We start from the raw sequence: 20,314 nt of genomic DNA, 5'->3' as shown, positions 1-20,314 counted from the left end.
GAGATCAATGGTGCGGCAATTAAGAGTTAGTTATGTTCTGTTTATTGCAGGGTTATTACTTACAGGGTGCGTAGATCGTACAGAATTGAACGAATTAGCCATCACAACAGCAACTGGAATTGATGGCCATAAGGGCGACTGGATCAATACCTATCAAATCATAATTCCATCAGCTATGACGACTGGATCAGGTGGTTCTTCCACCGGGGCATCGCAAAGCGCTGTACATACCTTTTCTACACATGGAAAAACATTGAGAGAAACCGTTACGAAGAGTAGCCTGGAATACCCGCGTAAACTATATTTTGCCCAAAATAATATACTCGTTATTGGAAAAAAAGCAGCAGAACAAGGCATTGAAGAGATTATTGATATTTACCTCCGCAACCTTGATTCACGAGAAACTGTAAAAGTATTCATTGCCAACGGAGAGGCTCGTGATTTTTTAAAAAAGCTTGTACCACCAGAGAAAATTCCTGGTCAAGCTTTAGAAAAGATTATAGAAAGAGATAGCAAATTAGGATCAATCTACCCCGCAATATCCATGTATGAATTTATTTCGAAAATTAGCTCCGATAGTGGCGCAGCCGGAGTTCCAGAAATATCTCTTGAGGGTTCAGAGCCGGAGAAACTAAACTCTGTTGATGTTTTCAAGGAAACCTCCGCCAAAAGTAAACTCAAGTTATCGGGTTTAAGCATTTTTCAGAAAGACAAGAGAGTCGGCTTCCTAAATGAAAAGGAAAGTATGGGGGTTTCATGGTTAAACAACCAGATTAAAAACACTACTGTAAACTATGTGGATGGAAATGTTACGTCCGCTTTCCTCATCCGGAAAGCCAAGATTAAGGCTACGCCAATCAAGAATTTAAATCATTATTACCTAAACGTTGACGTTAAAGCTACCGGTGATCTTCTGTCAGCCTCTTCCCAAAGAGAAATGAAAAATATGCAAAGTACACATCAATTGCAGATGCAAGCAGCAGAAACGATCAAATCGCAAATTCAGGAAGGCTGGAAAGCCTTACAGCAAAAGAATATCGACCTTATCGGTATTGGAAATAAAATTCATCACAAGTATCCAAAAGACTGGAAAAAAATAAAAGAGACGTGGCCTGGAGAGTTAGCAAACATGGATATAAAAATAGATGTAAAAATGAAGCTTGCACGTCCAGGATTATTCGAAAAATCTTTTAACGAACTGTTGAAATGAGATAAACAGGGAGAGGTGAATTGAAGCCATGCGTCAAAATAAAATCCGAGTATCCGAGTTGATCATTTGTATGTCTTTATTTGAAGTTGGAAGTACAACTTTGTTTTTAATGGGGGCTGAAGCAAATCAAGATGCTTGGTTAGTCATGTTGATAGGAGCTTTAGCAGGACTACTTCTGCTAAAGCTCCATCTTGTTATTCACTATCAAGATCCTGAATTAGATTTGTTCATGTTGTTTCGCCGTTACACTGGGAAATATGTGGGTACACTCATCAATTTACTTTTTGTGATGTATTTTACATATGAAGCTTCTCGGAACATACGCGATTTAGGCGAGGTGACAGTAATGACTTTGCTCCGCCAAACCCCTTTGTGGATCATCATCTTGATCACAATCGTGGTTGTATCCAACACGGTTCGTTACGGCTACAAAGCATTTTTCTTATTTTGCTTGTTCCTTTTCCCTTTTTTTGTACTTGGATACGCCATAATTAGTATATTAATTCCGGCAACTGGTCTCTTTCACTTGGAAAATTCCCTTCCAGTTTTAGAGGAAGGATGGAAACCCATATTTAAAGCCGCTATTCCTGAGCTTATCTCCTTTCCATTCGGACAAACTGTGTTATTTCTTGTATTTTATCCGCTTGTACATAAAGGCCGGAATCTCACAAAACCCGTTTTCTTTGCCTATATAATGACCGCACTTGCTCTAACATTTGTTAATCAATTGGATATTTTTGTTCTCGGACCCAAGATCGCCGCCAATAGCACACTTCCTCTTTTGGAAACCGTTCAGTTGATTGAATTAGCAGATCTGTTCGAACGAATGGATGCCCTTTTCACCTTGCTTCTTTTTCTTGGCTTGATCATCAAAATGTGTTTATTTTTTAACGGTGCAGTGATAGGACTTGAAAAAATAACCGGAGTCGGATTTAAAAAATGGATTCTTCCCCTTGCTGCACTTATTTACGGGCTTTCTTTTCTGTCGCCTAACTATACTCATCACATGGTAATCGGTCGAAAATTTGTTCTTAATTCCTGGTTTCCTATTTTTCAAATTCTTCTCCCTTTGTTACTATTTGTGGTTATTGTCATCAAAAAAAGAAATCTAAAAAGCTGAGACCTTTTCATTTATGGAGTGTATCGATAAGGTACATTCTCGCTTCATAAGGGCGCATTTCTATTTCAAACATGTTACTTGGATAATTGGATATTAGCAGCTGCTTAGTCTCTGCCAGCTCTTTCTGAAGTGGGAGATGGGTTGTGTATTTTTGAAAATTACATACTACAAGTAGTTTGGCTCCTTTCAGCGTTCGAGTGTACGCGAACAAATCTTTATTCTTGGGATATATCAGCTCATAATCCCCATATATGATCACTTCATGATCTTTCCTTAATCGGATTAGTTTCCGATAATAATGGAATATGGATTCAGGGTTATTTAAACTTTCTTGTGCATGGATGTCCTTATAATTCGGGTTTACTTTAATCCAAGGATTCCCTAATGTAAAACCAGCGTTGTTGGAAGCGTCCCACTGCATTGGTGTTCGAGCGTTATCACGACCCTTTGCAAAGACTGACTCCATAACTTTGTCTTCAGGGTATCCTTTCTCAATTCTATCTTTGTAGAAATTTAGTAACTCAATATCCCGATAGTCTTCAATTGGATATTGAACATTCGTCATTCCTAATTCTTCCCCCTGATAAATGTATGGTGTGCCTCGCATGCCATGAAGAAGGGTTGCCAACATTTTAGCCGATTCTATCCTGTATTCTCCGTCATCTCCCCAACGAGAAACGATTCGGGGTAAGTCGTGATTATTCCAAAACAAACTGTTCCAGGCATCCCCCTTCAGCTCTGTCTGCCATTTAGACAACACTTTTTTTAATTCTAGAAAATCTAGAGGCTTAAGATCCCACTTCCCTTTCCCCGCTTGTTCGTCCAAACTAATATGTTCAAATTGAAATACCATTGAGAACTCACTGCCGTCCGGGTTGCTATACAATTTGGCGATCTCTGGCGTAGCACCCCATGTTTCTCCAACCGTCAGCAGGTCTCCAGCTTTTTGAAACGTCTCCTTGCTGAGTTCCCTGATATACTTATGCAGATTCGGCCCGTTGCTGGTAATTTTCAAATCTGGCTCTTTTCCGATTAAGTCAATTACGTCAAGTCGAAAACCGCCTACACCCTTGCTTATCCACCAATTGATCATTTCGTAAATCTCTTGTCGGACTTTTGGGTTTTCCCAGTTGAGATCCGGCTGTTTTACAGAAAAAAGATGTAAATAGTATTGTCCTATCTCGGGTACCCATTCCCATGCTGAACCACCAAAGATGGAACCCAAATCGTTTGGTGGCATTCCTTCAACGCCATCTCTCCAGACATAGTAGTCATGGTACGGATTTTCTTTACTTTTTTTTGCTTCTTGAAACCATGGATGCTCATCGGAAGTATGGTTTAACACCAAATCCATTATGATTCGAATGTCACGTTTCCCAGCCTCATGAATTAACATCCCCATATCATCCAAAGACCCGAACATCGGATCAATATCCCGATAGTCCGAAATATCATAACCAAAATCATCCTGAGGGGATTTACAAACTGGTGATAGCCAAATTGCACCGACACCGAGTTGCTGCAAATAGTCTAGACGGGAAACAATTCCTTTCAAATCGCCGATTCCATCACCATTACTATCTTGAAAACTCCGTGGATATATCTGGTATACAACGATTTCTTTCCACCAATTTTTATTTTCCATTGTTCATTACAACCCTTCCAATCACAAATAGTATTTTTATCTTAATCAAGTCACATCATACAATTACTCTTTTACCGATCCTACAACAATTCCAGTCACAAAATATTTTTGAAGCAGCGGATAAATGAGCAGTAGCGGGATGACAGCGACTACGATTTTTGCCGCATTTAGATTTTTGTTTGAAATTTCAGTCAGGTTGCTGAGTTGTGCTGAGTTGGTGCCGGATTGAAGAAGTTCGGCAATATTCACGTTAAGGGACTGAATATAAGTCATTAGCGGATAATTGCTGACTTGGGTCATATAGATCAAACCGCTAAAGAAATCATTCCACGTTCCCACGATACTGAATAGTGCTACCGTCGCCAGCGCAGGGATGGACACGGGAACATACACTTTGAACAGGACCTGGAGCGGATTCGCCCCATCGATGAATGCTGCTTCTTCTAGCGCCTTAGGTACAGCAGAGAAGAAGTTCATGACAAGGATGACACTGAATATAGGGACAGCTCCCGGTAGAACAAGCGACCAAATTGTATTAAGCATATCGAGGTTTTTGATCAGTAGATAACTCGGGATCATCCCGCCGCTGAACAGCATGGCAAAAATCATGACATTCATATAAATGTTTCTACCCCTAAATTCCCTTTTCGACTTGGAGAGCGGGTATGCCATTAAAATAATAAGAATCATGTTGAGAATAAGTGTGAGCACAACACGTAGAACAGATATGCCAAAGGAACGCCAGAACTGAGCATCATCGATAATTTTCGTATACGCTGCTGTTGTAAAATTGACCGGTACGAGACCTACAGCATTAGCTGACACGGCCTCGCTGCTGCTGAATGAAATCGCAACGATATTCCATAACGGAAGAAGGCAGATCAATGCCAGAAATATGACGATGGCATTGATGACAAACCGGCCAATTCGATCTTTTAGGCTTACAGAATATGACATAGGCTTTGCCTCCTTAGAATATTTTTCGGTCGGTGTATTTCTTGGCCAAATGGTTGGCGGACAATAGCAAAACAATACCGATCACTGACTTGAACAGGCCAACAGCCGTACCGAAGCTATACTGTCGCCCAACGAGTCCAATCCGATATACATAAGTATCCAGAATATCTCCCGACTCATAGACAACCGGATTATACAGATTATAAATTTGATCGAAGCCGGCACTCAAAATATTGGTCAGACTCATCACTCCCATGAGCAGGATAATAGGCAGCATACCTGGCAATGTAATATGCCATACTTTTCTCCACCAGCTGGCTCCATCCATTCCTGCCGCTTCATACAGACCCGGATCAATCGAAGTAATTGCAGCCAAATAGACGATGGAACTGTAACCGAACTCCTTCCACACGTCTGTCCCAATAATCAGCGGCTGGAACCAGGTGTTGCTGCCGAGAAAATTAATATTCTCCAGACCGAAAAAAGCCAAAATTTGATTCACAATTCCATCCAAACTGAACATGTTAACAACCACGGATGCTAGAACTACCCAGGATAAAAAGTGTGGCAAATAAACAATTGTCTGTACGGATTTTTTAACGAATTTGATGCGGATCTCATTTAACAAGATGGAAAAAATGATAGCCATCATTGTTCCCAATAGAATCTTGGCAATGGCAATCACCAACGTATTACTAAAAACCTGTGCGATGTCCGGCAGCTTAAACATATAAATAAAATGCTTCAGCCCTACAAATTTGGAGCCAAACATCCCCTTGGCTGGTATATAATCCTGAAACGCCGTAATGACACCGACCATCGGAACATAGCTGAATACCAGTAAAAATAAAATCCCCGGAAGCATCATCAAATGATACATGGCACCCGTGCCCAACCGACCTTTTGCTCTATCATTTCCCTGTTTCATGGATGGACCCCTTTCCTGAAGAAAGGCTGCTTATCGCAGCCCTTCTAGCAGTTCATGATTGTTTATTTTTCGGATGCAGCTTCGTCTTCAATTTCCTGAATTACCTGGTCACCACCTTGTTTCTTCCAATTGCTAACGAAAGTATCGAAGTAATCCAGAGATTCTGCACCAGTCACGATTTTGATGAAAGATTCCTGCTCCATCTTGGTCAGATTAGCCCATGTCTGTTTCATGCTTGGTGTAGTGCCAGAGAAGGCGGGTGTCATCCAAACGAATTTGTTTTCCCGTGTCAGTTTGTCGATGAGTCCCACTCCGTTGATACGCGAGTGATATTTCGCCCAGGATGTTACGTTATCCGTATCCATATCGCTCAAGTAGGTTTGAATACTTTTAATATTGTTCTTTGATTCTGTCGTCCGGACCTGATCCAAACTAATCTCCCCTTTAATCCCGCGAACAATGTCAGAGTAATCATCCAGCAGCGAGGTAGCCGAGTTGACTTCAATATTAAAAGGTCTGGTAGAACCGTCTACGCCGTTCTCTTGATACTTGGCGGCTTCTGGCATAGATGTTTCTACATTTTTATCATTTGCCAGTTTATCGTAGAAAAGGTTTACTATTTTAACGGCGAGTTCCGGGTGTTCATATCCTTTTCTCACAACGATAAACTGATTGGCTGGATTGGCGTGTGCCACGTTTACCTTTCCGTCTGCATCCTCCAAAGTGTAAGCCGTGAATTTCGCATTCTTATCCATCTGCTTCACGCTGCTCAGACCCCAGTCAGGAATATGCCATGGTCCAAAAGCAATACCACTTTGGCCGTTGGTGTACAGTGCCGTAATATCATCAAATGTGCGTGTTCCAAATTGCGGGTCGATGAGGCCTCTCTTGAACCAATCTGCCATGACGCCTAACATCTGCTTGGTTTCCTTTGTTGTCGAGCCATAAACAATGCTGCCGTCCTTCCCCTTCATCCAGTATTGAGGGAATGCACCCTTGGTGGAGGCAACTCCCAGCATGGTATAGGCAGAAGCATTATAGTCACTTGTATTCAGGGTGTTCACAAAGGGAATACCTACTGGTTTCCCGGATTGGCCAGGATCTCTTTTCAGGAATTCCTCAGCCGTTTTCTCCACATCATCCAGCTTGATGGCCCCGTCTCCGTCTGCGTCAAGTTGGATTCCCAGTAGATCCAGCCAATCCTGACGAACCCAGACCATGGTTGGCGCGGAATCTAGGGAAGTAGCCGGAAGTCCCATTAAACGTCCATCTATCGTCGCACTGTCCAATGCACGGCCCTCATAAGAGTCGTAAATGTTCTTGATGTTATCTGTGGCATATTGTTTGTAAATTTCCGTCATATCTTCAATCAGATCATTATCAACCAGTTCTTTGAGTTCATCCTTGGAATCAACACGCATCATGTCAGGCAGTTCCCCAGAGGCGATGGCGAGAGAAACCTGACGGCTGTAATCTTCTCCGTTGGCTTCAAATTGGTCTTTAATCTTAGCGTTAAACGTTTCTTTAACTAGCCGAGTATACGCGTTGTTCTCATACGTATCTCCAGCCGGCAGTTTCGGGTTGGCTGTAGTTACACGACCCATCGTTACGGTTATTTCGTCTTTATAGGCACTGAATGGGTCTCCCGGTGTTGCCTCATATTTGCCCGCTTCCTCCGCAGTGGGAGGGTTGGAGGAGCCCCCACAGGCTGCAAGGGTTGAAATCACCAGGGCAGACATCGACAGCGCAGCCAGACGTCTCGTCAACAATTTGCTTTTTATGAACCATTTAGTTCTCATCACATTCGATTCCCCTTCGTTCTGAATATTTCTCTATCATTGTTGTTTGCGCTTTCATTATAAAGCTCGGAGAAGACAAATCGAGATAGGGATTGAACGTCTGTTTGGATAGAGGAATGTATGCGGTTTCATTTGGGATCAAAAAGCCAATGTTGGCTTGTAAGCATTTATCCTACCTACCGACATACATTTGTCTATCCTTACTTACTAATCAAAGTGAAGAACAAAAAAACCGGCAGCTCCTGAAACAGGAATCGTCGGCTTGATTAATGGAATTATAAACGTGCTTATAGAATTTATCGTATCACATTCATGATGGTCTTCAGCGATGGTTATGGAGTGCAGTCACCTCCACAGTCACTTGATCGCCCCCTTGTTTCTTCCATTCCTCGACAAATTGATCAAATGAATCGGTCGGTTCAGCGCCTAAAATAATTTTTAAAAATGTATCATGTTCCAGTTTTGATAGTTCACCCCAAGCCTTCTCCATCGTTGGAGTTCGTATATAGGTAAGGCTTCGAACTTTATGGATGTTTGGATCGAAAAAATTTCTTCCGCCTACTAGAAGCGAATAACCCCGCATAAAGCTGTTGCTGTGTTCATTCCAATAGGAAATACCATATTGATCATAAGGCTTCAATTTGGTTTGTTTTATTGTCGAAACCAAATTTTCCAGCAATTTGTATTCAGACTTGTCCTTGAAATCGGCGGGTGTTTTGGTTCCCATCAGAATATCCTGCGCGGCCTTTGTTTCAAATCGTGCTTCATCTGTCGGAGCTAAGAAATTGCGGCCCAGCATAAAACGCGTACCGTACTTGAACTCATCACGAAGGTACAGATTGTTAATTTTTATGATCGCTTCGGGATGAGCATATCCTTTTCGTACCACCAAGAATAAACTTGACGGATTATGCACCTTCACATGGTATGCACCGTTTGCATCCAGTGGGAGTGCGTATGCTTGCCAGTTCGCCTCCGGCTCGTTCTGCCAAGCGCTCGGAAGGGGCCAGTACCCAGCATAAAAACCTTGAAAGAACATCCCCGCCTGACCGTTAATAACTGTTTCTTCCGCTTCTTTGCGGAGACCCAGTTCTGGATCGAGAAGGCCTTTGGCGTACATTTCACGCAGTTTGACCAAGGCGTCCTTCGTTTCCGGTAGAACCGAACCGTATACAGGTTTTCCATCTTTGCTCAGCCAATATCCCGGAAAAGATCCATATGCTGCGAAGATTGGCGTTAGATCAAAAGAAAAAGCACTGTTGTTGAAATCGTTATACAGTCCAGTGCTTGAAGCAAGGCCAATCGTATCCCGCTTACTGTTTCCATCTGGGTCATTCTCCACAAAGGCCTTGGCGATAGCTTCCAGATCATCTACCGTTTTCGGCGGTTTCAGTCCAAGACGGTCCAGCCAATCCTGTCGAATCCAGAGCATGCTGAAGTCTTCCGCTGTCACAGAAGGAACAGCCATTATCTTGCCAGCGAAGGTCACTTGTTCCATAGCCAATCCGTTTGTGCTATCAATAATTTTTTTTATTTCCGGTGATGCGCTGCTATTGTATGCCTCGGTTAGATCTTCAATTTCACCAGCCTTGATCATCTCGTTCAGCTGCAGCTGATTTACAATCATGGCATCCGGCAGATCATTGCTGGCGATAGCCAGGTCGATTTTCTGACTCAGATTTTCCTTCGATACCTGCCATAATACCTGGACATCAATGTTAAGGTTTTGTTTAATCACCGTTTTCCATATATTCTTCTCAAGTGTTTCTCCTCCAGAGAGATCCGCGCCTGTTGGGTCTACCGCATATCCCAGTCGGATGGAAACGGGATGTTCATATTTCCCAAATGGATCGGCAGCGGCAGTGTCCGAGATTGTTTTCGTTGGTCCCATTGGCGATTCCCGGAAGTATGGTTTGCTGAAATATACGGTCACTGCAATTAAGCTGACGACAAGAACACATGCAGCCATCTTCTTAATCATCGCTTTCCCCTCTTTCGCCCGGTTTATTGGTCATCTGGGAGAGTACGCTATTTATCCCCTCTGCCGAGGTGTCGATATTCGCTTGGTAGCAGACCTGTCAATTCGCGAAAAATTCGGCTGAAATATTTTTCATCCGTATAACCCACTCGCTCCGCAATCCAGAAAATCGTGTTGTTTGTATTCAATAAATACTCTTTAGACTTCTCTATTCGTATAAATCGGGAGTACTCATTAAAGGTTTTCCCCATCAGATCCTTGAAGCATTGACTGAAATAGCTTCGGCTGATGTTCAGTTGCTGGGACAGACCTGAAGCTGTAAAAGCTTGGTCCAAATCATTGTGCATGATCATAATCGCTTTTTTCACGGCGTCTACAATTTCCTGTGAATACGAAGTCTGTTCATCTGACTTACGAATGCCCTCAGAGGTCTGCTTGATCCACTCTTCTACCTCGTACCAGGATTGAAAAGAATGGATCATTGAGATTCTACCCAGCGTAGTCTGGGCAAAAAGGTGATTCCATTCCATAACTATAGAGTATAGCAATCCCATCAGCTGGCCTTTATGCAGTCTTAGTGATTTGAGCTGTTCAATCAGTTGGTTGTAGTAACTATCGTTGTGGGTCCATGGTGATAGGAACCAACTTTGCTTAATACAATCCATGTCTTCATCCTTCGGTTCTATTGGAAAAGAGTCCTCCACATCCATCGAAACGGCAATGACAGGATCATAAGGGTTGTATGCATAGAATAAGGACGTTTCTGTATAATTCATAATCCAGTTTTGGATTTGCGACCATGTTCGGTCTTGTACATCGGATATAACCAGCAAGGCGCCTTGGGGAACTTGATCCAGGGATTCCTTCAGTTTATGGAACAGCTGATCCTCTACGTCCATGGGTGCCGTCCACATCCAACAGTTCCGTTCAACCTCCCATCGGATCTCGTCTACATTGGATGTCAGTTCAATCGGCCAGCTCTGTCCTGACTTGCGATCCAGTGAAACAAGTGCATACACATGGCGATAATGGACATTGGTCTCACTTAGCAGAGGCAGCTTTCGTCTTGTATTCGCCAGCTCGTCAATCCGAGCATGTATTCGATGCAGCACGTGTTCGAATTGCTCCTTCTCGAGCTGAACTTTGGCTATATAGTCGATGGCTCCAAGTCTGAGCGCTTCCTGGATATAATCGAAATCTTGATGCAGTGTTAATACGACAATATGTAGTTCTGGATAGAGCTGCCTTGCAGCTCGCATCAGTTCAATACCTGACATCACCGGCATCGCGAGATCCGTCAACATCAGATCGACCGGTTGGGCTTTCAGAAAATCCAGTGCTTTCAACCCGTTACTTGCTTCTCCTACAACCTCCATATTGAACTCGTTCCACGGCATCGCAGAGCTTATTCCTTTTCGTACTAATTTATCGTCATCCACTATCAATACCTTAATCATCCTCAAACATCTTCTCCTTTGATAGGAAGTATGAGCAGTATACTTGTCCCTGTACCCAATTCACTTTCGATCACCAGTTGTGCTTGATCTCCGTACTGTGCCCTCAACATGCGGTGGACATAATTGAGTCCAATGCCCATCCCTACTTTTTTATGTTCAGTTATACGATTATTCAGAAGTCTTTGAATCGCTTCCTCGGTCATGCCTGCTCCATTATCCTGTATTAAAATATTCAGCGTTTTGGCAAGTGTAACTTCAATTTGAATAAAACCTTCGTCACTCAGTCCATGATAAAGTGAATTTTCAACCAACGGTTGCAAAATAAAACGAGGCACAGGTATTTGAAGCACTTGATCATCCGCTGAAATACGTACGTCAAATTCAAAGTCATATCGAATTTGCTGCAAGATTAGGTACTGTCTTAGCGCATCAATTTCCTCTTCCATCGTGGATACTTGCCCTAATTTACCCAAATTGTAATACAACAGCTTGTTTAAGGATTGCACCAACTTGTCAATCTCCCCTTGTCCGTTCATGACGGCCAGCCAGTGCACAGTATCCAGCGTATTCATCAGAAAGTGAGGATTGATCTGATATAACAATTTTTCCACTTCCAAATCTGCACGAATCTTCTCTTTCTGCTGCACTTCCTTGAACAGGTCGCCGATTTGATGCTGCATATTTGAGAATTCCCCCAACAGAAAATCAAACTCGGGAATTTGAGTGCGGGTCTGGCTGCCTGCCTTTTGTGGATTCTGAGACATTCCGTTAATTTCCGAATGGAACAGACCTAATGGTTTGTAAACCATCTTCCACAGAAGCCAAGCCAGAAATACGGTAAAGCCGAGAAAAAATAAAGCGACCAGTAATATTTGAAGCAACCACTGGTTTTTCTCCTGTTGATACTTAGCCTGCGAAATTACCGATATGACGCTCCAGTTCTGACTGGAGTCCTCCTTAAACCAATGGTAATCACGGGATATTCCATCTTTTGCAGTACCTTTCGATATGCTGGAAAAATTCTCTCCGACCTTCATCGCTTCTGGAATTTCACTGTAAACAATGTTGCCCTCACCATTCAGGATTAAATGCGATAAAGCTCCTTTGTATTGATTGTAACCCAGTATATCCTGTGTAAGACGAAAGCCGGATTCGATGTAAATATATACATCGTCCCTTTGAGGCAGCTGTACCTTTCGCATAGCAGATAAAACAAGCTGATCATCAAATCGGTTCATACTCATATGGGGACCATAGTACGCAATGCCATATGATTTGGAAAGCACAGGCAAAGACTCGGGAGAAAAACGATCTTTGATGGGAAAGTTAGCGAACTGTGTAGTGCCTTCTTTCTGGAAATAGTATAAGGTCAGACCTATATTCGGATTAGTAAACGTTACGACATTTAACTCATTCTTTAATTCATCTCTAGCCTCAATCAATTCAAATATATTGGAGGAAGGCTTCAAGACTTCATCCAGTTTTTTGCCTAATGTACCACTATAGGATAATTGCTGAGTAACATGATTCAGGTTGGTAATTGAATTTTCCAGTGATGAAGTTACCTGCTGTAGATTGCTCCTAATTCCATCATTGATTTTATTCGCAAAAATGGAATCAATGGTATAGTAAGAAATTGCAAATATACTGATAAAGGGAATAAATGCGCTGAGAAAAAACAATAAAAAGATTCTTTTTTTAAGTGTCATTCCGACCCATTCTCCTTAGGTAAATGAAAGAGCAAGCCCCAGGTTATGAGCTTGCTGTTTATGAATAACAGCTCTATCAATTATCGTCTTCCTCATAGGCAGCGACCTATTTGAAAATTGGCGACATCTTAATCCGATTCAGATTGAAAAAATCAGGATACCTCCATCTCGGTGAGGTCCAATTCTGTTCATAATTATAGATTGATATTCAAATATGTCAAACGCTTTCATGGAATTCATAGAACTTATTCTCTCTTCCTCTTTGCATACAGCAACAAATAATTTCTCTCCTTCACTCAGCACTTGTAGAAATTGTTCTCTGGCCAAATTGGGAGCAAACACCAGTAACGCGGCCTAACGATTCATATTTTTCCTTCTTACTAACGTTTAGCTGTAAACCTCTTGTTCCAGCACCCGATTTACAGCCTTGATAAAGGCAAGATAACCACCATCGGTATCGTGCCGATGAGGAAGAGCCAAAAGCATTGTCTCTTCAACCTGGTTATCGTCTAACTCATAGCTGTTTGTCAGGATTTCTCTGATCTCATCGACGGGTGTACCGAGAGCAAACTTCTGAGCTGCTTTATAGATATCATAGTTCTCATAGATATCCTTCCGTGTCACCTTCTGCAAATCGATAAAATCATATATTTTTTTAACGAAATACAGCACCGCCAGCACAATTGAGATCAGACCCGCAATTGTTAAAATTTCATTCATTCCCCATACCTCTTTCCCTTTCCACTCAGTTGACAGCTTAGCCGATGAAACAGACGAACATGGGAGTGCCCATCTCACATGCCAAACCTCTTTATCCTCTCTACTTCCGAATTCAGCGTAACATTTTCACCATTAGTTTAGGATTAGGGTTTTCATATAGGTATAAAGATCACCTTAAGATTTAGATGACAGATGAAAAATAAAGAGACCATGCTCCAAAAGAGCATGATCTCTAATTACATCATTATAATATGATTACCTAGCCATCATCTCCAACCTGAAGCATACGATAACCAACTCCGATATGTGTTTGAATAAACTTAGTTTGTGATGATGTTTTTTCTATTTTTTTTCTCAGCGTTGCCATAAACACACGCAGGGCAGGAATGTCATAGCTGTGGCTGCCCCAGATTTCATGCAGAATAAAATTATGGGTCAGTACTTTGCCTACATGTTTTGCCAGCAGGCAAAGCAGTTTATATTCGCTTGGGGTCAGATGAATTTCTTCTTCACCAATCCATACGCATCCTGCTGCATAATCAATTCTCAAATTTCCATTAATAAAGCTGGAAGCATCCTTCAGGAGCTTATCACTGTCATTTCGAATTCTTCGTAAACTGACTCGAAGTCTGGCCAGCAGTTCTTCTACACTGAAGGGCTTTGTTAGATAATCGTCCGCTCCAGCATCCAGCGCATCTATTTTATCCCGATCTTCGCTGCGTGCGCTGACCACGATAATAGGCATATTCGACCATGCACGAAGCTTTTTTATGATATCTACACCGTCCATATCCGGCAGCCCCAAATCCAGAATCATTAGGTCCGGCTGCTTGGATACTGCTTCTAAAATCGATGCTTCCCCTGTTTCAGCCGTATGATATTTATAACCCTGTGTCTCCAGGGTTGTCGTAATCAGCTTGCGGATGGGTTTATCGTCCTCCACAACAAGGATAAAAGGTTTATTCATGAACATTCACTTCCTCAGCTTGCAGGGTAAAATAAAAAACCGTCCCTTTAGGGACATTGTCCTTAACACCAATAGTACCTCCATGAGCATTCACAATTGATTTGCACAGAGAAAGCCCCAGCCCTAATCCACGGCGTCCGTCCCCATGAATGTTGTCTGCCGTATAAAACATCTCAAACAGTCTGACCTTGACTTCTTCTGAAGAAATACCGGGGCCATCATCTGAGATTTCTACAACGACTATATGTCTTTCGTGTCTTGCGGAAATCGTGATGTGAGAGCCATCTTGGGTATATTTGATTGCATTATCAATCATATTGATCAATACCTGAACAATAAGTCGGGAGTCCATTCGAGCCATCATCAATTCATCATCCAATTCCGTCTGAATGACATGCTTCACACTGTTGCGATTCACATGAAGCAGAGCCTCCGAAATGACTTCCTCCATTAATTCTGCCTGAAAATTAAGATTTAGAGTACCACCTTCGATTCGACTAATGGACAGCAAATTTTCTACTAAATTGATCAGCCACATGGAATCGTCATATATATCCGTATATAGACCTTTTTTTTGTTCCTCGTTTAGTACCTCTGAGTTTCCAAGAAGAATCCCCGCATTGCCTGAGATGCTGGTAAGAGGAGTGCGTAAATCATGAGAAATGGACCGAAGCAGACTGGCACGGAGTTGCTCCTGCTGGATTTGCATGGAGATCTCTTGTTGTCTTTCGTTCAGTTTTTCTTTCTCCAGCGCCAGCGCGCATTCTCCCAGCATGGCAAGCATTAGGCTATTTTCAAAAACTTCTAAAGGTTCTTCCTCATCCATTACAATAGCTGCCACCGCAAGAACCTGATCTCCTCCACGCACCGCATGATATAGACACTTAGCGCCAAAAAAAGTATCCGTCGTAGCTCCTGCACGCTTGTTGTTTTTATATACCCACTCTGCAACTGCACATTCGTAGCCTCCTGTGTAGACCCCTGGATCAACTGCAGATTCTTTCTTTGGAAAAAACTGCGGCGCCAACAGTACCCCTTGGTCAACTGAATAGAAAATGACCATTCTGTCCAACAACTTCACCATTTGATGCGCCATTTCATTAATAATAGCCGGAGAGTCTTTGGCCTGTTGCAATTTCCGGCTTGTTTCCAGAAGCACCTCGGTACGGTAAGCTTTTTGCGCGGATTGCCGAGCCTGCTTTCTTACTCGCATAGTTAGTGTACTCGTCATGAAAGAAGCAGCCAGCATGACCAGAAAGGTGACCGGATAGCCTGAATCATAAGCCTGTAAAGAATAATAAGGCTCGGTAAAGAAATAATTAAACACAAGTACACTCATAACCGAAGAAATGGCGCTATACATTCTGCCCTTGGTCACAATTGCATTTAACAAAACCCCTAGAATGTACACGGTGATAATGTTAGCTTCTCGGAATTCCAAATACTTAAACCACAAGCCAATAATTGTGCACACAGCCAAGATAACAATGGTCTTGATAGTATCTGCCAACGACAGCATTGGGTATTTTTCGTAAAAAGGCAATCTTTTATATAAGGAGGACTGAGTATAGGGGATAATATAGATTTCAATATTAGGAAGCAAGGCCGTTAGTTTATCCATTACATTGGATTTTGCAAGCCCTCTCCTCTTGTAAGGGGAGCGTCCTAGGACAATTTTCGATACATGGCTTGTTTTGACATATTCGGAAATCTGTCCTGGAATATCGTCTCCATACATCGTTGCGATTTGTGCACCCATTTGCTCAGCCAGCCTAAGGTTTTCCCTTAACTCCGCTTTATTTTTTGATGTCAATTCTCTCGCTTCTGGTGTTTCCACAAACAACGCGGTGAAATGACCATGAAAAGCTGCCGCCATTCTTGCTGCTGTTCGGATCACTTTCTTATTGGAAGCAGCCGAAGACAGGCAGACCAGAATATGTTCTTTCGTATCAGATTCATTTGTTATCGCCTGCTCACTGATTTGCTCCGCAATTCGGTTTAACTGACTTGCTGTATTACGCAAAGCAATTTCACGTAGAGCCGTCAGCTTCTCCTTGGTAAATAAATGAGCCTGTGTATTCTCCTCCTCAGGATAAATCTTTCCCCTATTCAAACGTCCTATTAAATCATCCGGTTCAATATCGACTAATTCCACCTGATCAGCACTGTCAAATACACTGTCCGGTATGCGTTCGTCAACGGAAATGCCAGTAATGGAGTAAACAATATCCGTTAGGCTTTCGAGCTGTTGAACATTCATCGTCGTATATACATGAATTCCTTCGCGAAGAAGCTCCTCCACATCTTGATATCTTTTTTTATGTCGGCATCCTGCCGCGTTGGTATGGGCCAAATCGTCCAATAATATAAGGTCAGGGCTTCTCTGGAGCGCTTGGTCCAGATCAAATTCCTTAGTTGAGGATTCTTTATTTGAAATTTTGATGTAAGGAAGAAGTTCAAGTCCTTCCAACAGCGCCGCAGTGTATGGCCGGGCATAATGTTCAATATATCCAACTACGATATCTATACCCTCTTTTTGCTCTTCGTGGGCGTCGCTAAGCATCGCACAGGTCTTCCCAACACCTGGTGCATATCCAACAAAAACCTTCAGCCTTCCTCTTCTTTGCTTTACCGGCAAGTCAGTAATTTGGTCAAATATGGACCCGGCATCGTTCTGTTTTGCTGCCATCCTGTGCCCACCCTCTATTATATATCTCTCAATCTTTAGTATATCATGAGCAAAATCAGTACCGTATTACGAATTTGCCTACAGCATTAAGATTGTATTAAGATCCGTTCTTATGTAATAACATCCTTAAAGAAGCCTCAAAATCCTGATTCTATACTAGCTTTCTCAGTGGAAGGATAGCAGCAAAATAATATAAAAAACTTTCTCAAGCTGGCTAAGTGCGAACTTAAATAAGTTTCAGTTTTTTTGAAAAGCCTATACAACAAAAAAAGCCGCCAAAATAGCGACTTTCAATAGGACTATGTTCTTGTCCCTCGACAAATGCTGATCTGAACCGCCAAGCTCAATATTGCATTGCAAAACGACCGAGCCGTAACCTTGCATTAGCGGGTAAAAGAATTCATGCAATGAGATAGGTTTCCCAAAAGCAATTCATACAAGCCGCTCCCCTGGATCTCCCGACCAAGCTGTATTTTCTTTCTTGGAAGTCAACATCTCTTCGCTTGGGCTTTGTGCTTTGGGGAAAGTATAGCTATTGTTCGTTTTCCCTATAGCGTTGCTTGCTGTCACTTTCAGCGTATAGCGGGCACCGGGCAGATCGCCCGTGCCTATCGTTAGTTTGTGGTCGGTAGTAAAAAACCGCCGTTCAGTCTCTAAGTACCACTGTCGACATCGGTATAATTGAGCGTGATCTCCTGACTATCCCCTTGGAGCGTTCCTTCCGGTTTATCGATCGTAACCGTCGGTTTTGTCCCATTGGGATTTTGCGGAGTAATCCGTCCTTCCTTGATCCATCTCTCGCCACTTACGGCATATCCAGGCATTTGCGATCCGGGTATCTGATTTCCACTTGAGTTGAATATGACCTTCGCCTGCGTCCAGTCCGGGGCTCTATACACATACCAGCCGTTGCCTTCATTCTGCATGGCCACGCCCGGCCAAGCTGAGCCTTCCCTGAGCGGAGTCACGGAATCATCGTAGTAGTAGATGTTCGGTACTCCCCAGCCGGAAGGCTTGTAGAAATGAACGGTCATGCCCGAGCTCGGTTCCTCCTTCGTATACCTGAACATCTTCTCTGTTTGACCAGACAAATTCGCGGCGACTATTTTCAGAACAAACGTCGATCCGATTGGAGTTCCAGCGCCAATGCTGACCATATCTCCCGAACTGAACGGAGTCACCGGCCCCCCGTTCAAAGTGTACGTTGCCGAGTCTGCATTGGAATAGTTCATTCTCACGTTAACAGAATCTGTGAAAAAGGCTCCTTCCCCAGGATCGACGGATACTGACGGAGTTTGTTGCGCTGCGCTATACAGTACGGCGATCCTGCCTCCGTCCAGATGGCCGGTAATTCTGCCGTTCGACACCGTAAACGATCCACCGCCATTGGCCTTGTTCTGGTAAACGCCGTCCTCCAGTCTGGTAGGGGAGTTGATTTGAGCATTGCCTCCAAGATTCACAATCGTCATGCCTTTGGTTCCGCGTTCAACCTGCATAATTTGATTCCCTTGCGTCCTAATGTATTCGTCTTGACCTACCATAGCATTGTGGAACTTGTTAATGGCAACGACGTCCGGGTCCTTCCAGAGCGTATTCCCCGCATCGCCGAGCCGATTCGCAAATTTCCCACCTCCTGTCGGTCTGTTGAAGAACAGAGAGGTCGTCTCCGCCCGGGAGGCGATGATTGCCCATCCCATTTTGATTTGCCAATCGTTCAACCCCGTCGATTCGCTGTTGTCGTTGGCATAAGTGTCATGCGATTCGACCCAGGTAACTAATTTGGAGGGGCTTACATTATTAGCGTTAAAAGATTTGGCCGCATCAACATTGATGCCACCGTGATAACCAACGGCGCTTCTGACACTGTCCCCATAGCTGGAGGCGGCCAAGCTGAGGTAATTGGCATAGCCGGCAAAGTTGTCAGCTCCACCTTGAAGCACTTCTCCGTAATTAAACAGTCTATCTTTATTGTTTAACGAACCCAGTACCCGGGGCCAGAAGTTGGAGCCCCCCGGATCGTTGGGTAACTCAATATGCTTGGCGGCGTCGAATCTGAAGCCGTCGGCGCCCAAGGAAATGGCGTCATTCAGGAAGCCGATAATGATATCTTGCAATTCCTGATTAGACGTGTTGAGGTCGGGCAGACCAATTCCCCACTGTGTGACTTGCCAACGGTCATTCCAGTTTTCCACACCTCTGGCCTCATGCCAGAAATAGCTGTTATTCTTGATTGCCGAATCAACATTATGCGCCGGCTGATACTGCTGATTTCCACCGCCCGCATTCCCCGTATGATTGGCGACAACATCAACAATGATACTTATGCCGTATTTATCCGCTTCCTGGCAAAGCTGTCTGAAATCATCCCTGCTTCCCAATTGAGAGTTGCCGATTTTAAAGTTGATGGGCTGGTACAAAATCCACCACTTGCTGCCTTCTGTCAACCCTTCCTTGCTGGCTTGGATTGGCGAAGTTTGCACCGCTTTAAATCCCGCCTGAGCCAGTTCCGGAAGGTTCCTGGTGATGTTGTCAAAAGACCAGTTCCACGCATGAAAAATAAGACCATCCTTCGTTCTTTCCGGGAGTTCGTAGTTTGCGACAGCCGATAGCTTCGCATCCGAACCTCCTAACTGCCGAACATCGGCATTCGCCTGTGCTTCGGGAGTAAAGCCAATCGTTTGCAACAACAATACGACAAAAAGAACGATACTCCAGGTACGCCTCAAGATGGGGCTTGTCTTCCTCCTCATACTAAACTCTCCTTTTAAATTTTATTTTACAACCAACCTCTCTTGAGAGATTAGGAGTAAATAAAAGAGGGCAAAACAACATGTATACGCTTCCAAAATGGGCAATCGTTTGCACATAATTGAGCTCAACGACATGATTTCATTTATTTTACAATTTGTCAATGCTTATATTAAAGATAAATTTCCAACGGCCTTTTTTCCCCCTCATTATTATTCACTGTGCCTTCAAGACTTTTTGGACGTTGACTTCAATTACGAACTGGTTTTCTTAGATTTGAATAATGTCCCTGCAATTGCATTGACTAGTAAAAGTATGGTTGATATAATCATAAAAGGAAAAATCATTGGCATAGTGCCCTGTGGATGTTTTTTTTCATATTTTCTT

Annotated in this window: 13 protein-coding genes and 1 pseudogene; 2 read left to right on the top strand and 12 right to left on the bottom strand. The window is 43.1% G+C overall.

Annotation, left to right across the window (positions count from 1 at the left end; all coding sequences use genetic code 11):
- The first annotated feature begins 7 nt into the window (after positions 1-7).
- A complete protein-coding gene (locus MLD56_RS12330) occupies positions 8-1,210 on the top strand; it encodes a Ger(x)C family spore germination protein (protein WP_029515314.1) in 1,203 nt (400 codons plus the stop codon).
- A 28-nt stretch (positions 1,211-1,238) separates the two neighbouring features.
- Positions 1,239-2,330, top strand: a complete 1,092-nt coding sequence (locus MLD56_RS12325; RefSeq protein ID WP_029515315.1) for a GerAB/ArcD/ProY family transporter — start codon at positions 1,239-1,241, stop codon at positions 2,328-2,330.
- Between the two features lie 7 nt (positions 2,331-2,337).
- Here MLD56_RS12325 and MLD56_RS12320 read toward each other — a convergent pair whose 3' ends face one another.
- The 12 genes and pseudogenes from MLD56_RS12320 to MLD56_RS12265 all read right to left on the bottom strand — a co-directional run bounded on the left by MLD56_RS12320 (position 2,338) and on the right by MLD56_RS12265 (position 19,929).
- A complete protein-coding gene (locus tag MLD56_RS12320; protein ID WP_029515316.1) occupies positions 2,338-3,975 on the bottom strand; it encodes a glycoside hydrolase family 13 protein in 1,638 nt (545 codons plus the stop codon).
- Between the two features lie 63 nt (positions 3,976-4,038).
- Complete coding sequence (locus MLD56_RS12315) at positions 4,039-4,932, bottom strand: carbohydrate ABC transporter permease (RefSeq protein WP_029515317.1); 894 nt, start codon at positions 4,930-4,932, stop codon at positions 4,039-4,041.
- 13 nt (positions 4,933-4,945) lie between these two features.
- Positions 4,946-5,860, bottom strand: coding sequence for an ABC transporter permease (locus tag MLD56_RS12310; protein ID WP_029515318.1), 915 nt, complete (start codon positions 5,858-5,860; stop codon positions 4,946-4,948).
- 62 nt (positions 5,861-5,922) lie between these two features.
- The gene (locus tag MLD56_RS12305) at positions 5,923-7,659 is read right to left on the bottom strand and encodes a type 2 periplasmic-binding domain-containing protein (RefSeq protein WP_029515319.1); all 1,737 of its coding nucleotides are present in this window, start codon (positions 7,657-7,659) and stop codon (positions 5,923-5,925) included.
- A 322-nt stretch (positions 7,660-7,981) separates the two neighbouring features.
- On the bottom strand, positions 7,982-9,640 hold the full coding sequence (locus MLD56_RS12300) for an extracellular solute-binding protein (RefSeq protein WP_029515320.1): 1,659 nt from the start codon (positions 9,638-9,640) through the stop codon (positions 7,982-7,984).
- A gap of 47 nt (positions 9,641-9,687) precedes the next feature.
- Positions 9,688-11,094, bottom strand: coding sequence for a response regulator transcription factor (locus MLD56_RS12295; protein WP_029515321.1), 1,407 nt, complete (start codon positions 11,092-11,094; stop codon positions 9,688-9,690).
- A 2-nt stretch (positions 11,095-11,096) separates the two neighbouring features.
- Entirely contained in the window at positions 11,097-12,803 is a 1,707-nt protein-coding gene (locus MLD56_RS12290) for a sensor histidine kinase (protein ID WP_029515322.1), read from the bottom strand.
- A gap of 387 nt (positions 12,804-13,190) precedes the next feature.
- Positions 13,191-13,523 carry a hypothetical protein gene (locus MLD56_RS12285; RefSeq protein ID WP_029515324.1) on the bottom strand — a complete coding sequence of 111 codons (333 nt, stop codon included), beginning with the start codon at positions 13,521-13,523 and terminating at the stop codon, positions 13,191-13,193.
- A gap of 259 nt (positions 13,524-13,782) precedes the next feature.
- Positions 13,783-14,490, bottom strand: a complete 708-nt coding sequence (locus MLD56_RS12280; RefSeq protein ID WP_029515325.1) for a response regulator — start codon at positions 14,488-14,490, stop codon at positions 13,783-13,785.
- Positions 14,483-17,179: a sensor histidine kinase gene (locus MLD56_RS12275; protein ID WP_029515326.1), complete on the bottom strand. Its 2,697-nt coding sequence runs from the start codon at positions 17,177-17,179 to the stop codon at positions 14,483-14,485. Before MLD56_RS12275 ends, MLD56_RS12280 begins: the two co-directional genes overlap by 8 nt.
- A gap of 315 nt (positions 17,180-17,494) precedes the next feature.
- Positions 17,495-17,611, bottom strand: a pseudogene (locus MLD56_RS12270) (hypothetical protein); the annotation flags it as partial.
- A 221-nt stretch (positions 17,612-17,832) separates the two neighbouring features.
- Entirely contained in the window at positions 17,833-19,929 is a 2,097-nt protein-coding gene (locus MLD56_RS12265) for a starch-binding protein (RefSeq protein WP_080658562.1), read from the bottom strand.
- Positions 19,930-20,314: the final 385 nt, after the last annotated feature.

Source organism: Paenibacillus peoriae (assembly GCF_022531965.1).
Lineage (GTDB): Bacteria > Bacillota > Bacilli > Paenibacillales > Paenibacillaceae > Paenibacillus > Paenibacillus polymyxa_D.
Note: the sequence above shows the minus strand (reverse complement) of the source record. Positions and strands in the feature narration are given on the sequence as shown.

Excerpts from the sequence above, each read along its gene's own strand:
- MLD56_RS12300 (WP_029515320.1), bottom strand. The coding sequence starts at position 9,640 with ATGATTAAGAAGATGGCTGCATGTGTTCTTGTCGTCAGCTTAATTGCA.
- MLD56_RS12280 (WP_029515325.1), bottom strand. The coding sequence starts at position 14,490 with ATGAATAAACCTTTTATCCTTGTTGTGGAGGACGATAAACCCATCCGC.
- MLD56_RS12325 (WP_029515315.1), top strand. The coding sequence starts at position 1,239 with ATGCGTCAAAATAAAATCCGAGTATCCGAGTTGATCATTTGTATGTCT.
- MLD56_RS12290 (WP_029515322.1), bottom strand. The coding sequence starts at position 12,803 with ATGACACTTAAAAAAAGAATCTTTTTATTGTTTTTTCTCAGCGCATTT.
- MLD56_RS12330 (WP_029515314.1), top strand. The coding sequence starts at position 8 with ATGGTGCGGCAATTAAGAGTTAGTTATGTTCTGTTTATTGCAGGGTTA.
- MLD56_RS12320 (WP_029515316.1), bottom strand. The coding sequence starts at position 3,975 with ATGGAAAATAAAAATTGGTGGAAAGAAATCGTTGTATACCAGATATAT.
- MLD56_RS12265 (WP_080658562.1), bottom strand. The coding sequence starts at position 19,929 with ATGAGGAGGAAGACAAGCCCCATCTTGAGGCGTACCTGGAGTATCGTT.
- MLD56_RS12315 (WP_029515317.1), bottom strand. The coding sequence starts at position 4,932 with ATGTCATATTCTGTAAGCCTAAAAGATCGAATTGGCCGGTTTGTCATC.
- MLD56_RS12310 (WP_029515318.1), bottom strand. The coding sequence starts at position 5,860 with ATGAAACAGGGAAATGATAGAGCAAAAGGTCGGTTGGGCACGGGTGCC.
- MLD56_RS12295 (WP_029515321.1), bottom strand. The coding sequence starts at position 11,094 with ATGATTAAGGTATTGATAGTGGATGACGATAAATTAGTACGAAAAGGA.
- MLD56_RS12275 (WP_029515326.1), bottom strand. The coding sequence starts at position 17,179 with ATGGCAGCAAAACAGAACGATGCCGGGTCCATATTTGACCAAATTACT.
- MLD56_RS12285 (WP_029515324.1), bottom strand. The coding sequence starts at position 13,523 with ATGAATGAAATTTTAACAATTGCGGGTCTGATCTCAATTGTGCTGGCG.
- MLD56_RS12305 (WP_029515319.1), bottom strand. The coding sequence starts at position 7,659 with ATGAGAACTAAATGGTTCATAAAAAGCAAATTGTTGACGAGACGTCTG.